This window comes from Ruegeria sp. BHSA162, assembly GCF_059613385.1.
Map to the genome: position 1 here is coordinate 1 of NZ_JBXWSK010000148.1, position 2,136 is coordinate 2,136.

At 63.7% G+C, this 2,136-nt stretch carries 3 protein-coding genes; all 3 read right to left on the reverse strand.

Annotated features, from left to right (window positions below; genetic code table 11):
* Positions 1-257 (reverse strand): ArsR/SmtB family transcription factor (locus AC2FM5_RS19525; protein WP_496737636.1); only part of this gene is annotated, 257 nt, incomplete at its 3' end.
* Between the two features lie 115 nt (positions 258-372).
* On the reverse strand, positions 373-1,605 hold the full coding sequence (locus tag AC2FM5_RS19530) for a mandelate racemase/muconate lactonizing enzyme family protein (protein WP_496737632.1): 1,233 nt from the start codon (positions 1,603-1,605) through the stop codon (positions 373-375).
* 31 nt (positions 1,606-1,636) lie between these two features.
* Positions 1,637-2,136 (reverse strand): zinc-binding dehydrogenase (locus AC2FM5_RS19535; RefSeq protein WP_496737634.1); only part of this gene is annotated, 500 nt, incomplete at its 5' end.

A 2,136-nucleotide genomic window follows, 5' to 3' on the forward strand; every position in this document is an offset into this window, starting at 1 on the left:
ATCAACTCGATCACCTGCTTGGCTTTGCCGTCGCGCAGCGAATAGTAGATCGTCTTGCCCTCTCGGCGGGTTGAAACCAGGCCTTCGGTTCGCAGACGCGCCAGCATCTGGCTGACCGCGGCCTGGCGCAACTTGAGCAAGGCTTCAAGCTCGCCCACCGAGCGTTCTCCGGCCGCGAGATGGCACAGGATCATCAAGCGGCCCTGATGCGCCAGCGTCTTGAGGAAAGCCGCTGCTTGCGCGGCGCTTTCCTCCATTTCCGAGGGCAATTCGGATTGTGGGGTCGTCAATTCGGCGTCAGTGAAAGTCACGTGGTACCTTGGGGATGGAAATAAGGGGTAGACGCAGTATGCACCAACTTGTCTGAAATTGTCATCCCTCGGTTGCCGGGGCCCCGCCCTGAAACGCATTGCCGTTGACATAGTCGCAGGGGGCTTCCTGCATCTGCAGGTGCAGACCGTCGCCGGAATAGGGGTGGGCACGGGCCAGTTCCTCGTCGACCTCGATGCCCAGGCCGGGGGCCGAAGGCGGCTCGACAAAGCCGTTATCGACCCGGATCGAGCCCTTGATCAGCTGGTCATGAAACGGCGTTTCGATGGTCTCGAGCAGCAAAAGGTTCGGGATCGAGGCCGCGAGATGGATGTTCGCGGCCCATTCCACCGGCCCGGCATAGAGATGCGGCGCCATCTGCGCATTGAAGACCTCGGCCATGGCGGCGACCTTCTTCATCTCCCAGATACCACCGGCCCGGCCCAAGGCGGGCTGCAGGATCTCGGCCGCGCCGGCGCGCAGAACCGCGCCGAATTCGGCCTTGGTGGTCATCCGCTCGCCCGTGGCCACGGGGATGCGGACACTGCGGGCGACGCGCGCCATGTCCTCGATCATGTCCGGGGGGGTGGGCTCTTCGAACCACAGCGGCGAATAAGGCTCGATTGCCTGCCCAAGACGGATGGCGCCCGCGGTGTTGAACTGGCCATGGGTGCCGAACAGCAGGTCGGCCTTGTCGCCCACGGCGTCACGGATCGCCTTGCAGAAGGCCACCGACATCGAGATGTCGGACATGGCCGGCATATGCCCTCCACGCATCGTGTAGGGGCCGGCGGGGTCGAACTTGACCGCGGTGAAGCCGCGCCGGACCATTTCGGCGGCGCTTTCCCCGGCCTGTTCGGGCGAGGTCCAGAAATCGGTCAAGTTGTGTTGGGGCAGCGGGTAGAGATAGGTGTAGGCGCGGATGCGGTCGTTCATCCGGCCGCCGATCAGAGCGTATACCGGGCGGTCCCGGTCCTTGCCCAGAATGTCCCAACACGCGATTTCCAGCCCCGAAAATGCGCCCATCACCGTCAGGTCGGGGCGCTGGGTGAAGCCGCTGGAATAGGCGCGGCGGAACATCAGCTCGATATTCTCGGGGTTTTCGCCGGCTATGTGGCGGTCGAAGACGTCACGGATGACGTGTTTCATTGCCTCGGGACCGACCGAGGAGGCATAACACTCGCCCCAGCCGGTGATGCCGGTATCGGTGGTGAGTTTCACCAGAATCCAATAGCGCCCGCCCCAGCCCGGCGCGGGCGGAGCGGTCACGATGATGTCGAGATCCTGCAGTTTCATCCGGTCTCCTCCCGCCGGTGGTCCGGGGCCGTCAGCCCCGGTCGAATACGATCACGTTGCGCTTGGCCGAACCGGTCTTGGTGTCCTCGATGGCCTCGTTGATCTGTTCCAGCGTCCAGCGACCCGAGATCAGCTCGTCCAGCTTCAGACGTCCCTGTTCATACAGATCGATCATCCACGGAATATCGCGCTGGATCACCACGTCGCCCATCTTCGACCCGACCATGCCCTGACCCAAAGCCGCCAGAATGACCGGCTCATAGCTGGATTGCGCGCCGGAATGCGGCATACCGATCATCACCGCCTTGCCACCGCGACCCAGATAGCGGGGCGCCTGATCATAGGCGGGGATCGCACCGACGGTGATCAGAACGGCATCGGCCCCGCGACCGCCAAGGGCCTTGTAGGCTGCTCTCCACGGTTCTTTCAGCGTGGCCAGAACCCCATGCGTGGCGCCGAATTCCTTGGCGATTTCCAGCTTTTCCTCGGTCATGTCGACGGCCACGATCCTCCGGGCCCCTGCCAGCCGCG